Below are 638 nucleotides of genomic sequence, written 5' to 3'. Positions count from 1 at the left end.
TGTAGGAATGGATCAGACACAAGACAGAGTATGCGTACCTAAAGGTGAAATCAGAACCACACTTATTCTGACATTTCACAACCCACCGTCAGAAGGTCATTTTGGAGCATATAAGACATACTATGCCCTAGCAGATGGATTTTATTGGCCGAAAATGTTTAGAGATGTTAACAGATTTGTGAAATCGTGTATAACATGCCAACAAACTAAGAGTTTAACGAAAAGAACGCAAGATCTCTTGCAACCATTACCAGTACCGGAGGACAGATGGTCATCAGTTAGTATGGATTTCGTTACAGGACTACCTACCACAGATCAAGGATGTGATGCTATAATGGTAGTAGTAGATAGATTTACGAAAGTCGCACATTTTATACCGACAACAAAGACAGTAACAGGAGAAATAGCTGCAAAATTATTTATTGATAATATAATACGTCTTCATGGATTACCGCAAGAAATTGTCTCAGATAAAGACTTAACATTCTTGTCACCTTTTTGGAAGACTATACAAGCTAGTTTTGGTACAGAACTTAAATTCTCTACCACAAACCACCCCGAAACGGACGGACAGACAGAAAGAGTCAATGCGATAGTAAACAGATTATTGAGAACGTATGTGTTGAACGAACATACTT

1 protein-coding gene is annotated in these 638 nt (G+C 37.9%); it reads left to right on the top strand.

Translation table 11 applies throughout. From position 1 onward, the window contains the following. Positions 1-334: 334 nt before the first annotated feature. The coding region (locus E2E34_RS37755) for a transposase family protein (protein WP_244316412.1) at positions 335-638 on the top strand (304 nt) is incomplete at its 3' end.

The sequence above is a fragment of the Streptomyces albidochromogenes genome, from assembly GCF_005981925.1.
GTDB lineage: Bacteria > Actinomycetota > Actinomycetes > Streptomycetales > Streptomycetaceae > Streptomyces > Streptomyces albidochromogenes.
The sequence above is the reverse complement of the archived record's forward strand: the minus strand, read 5'-3'. Positions and strand labels throughout refer to the sequence as shown.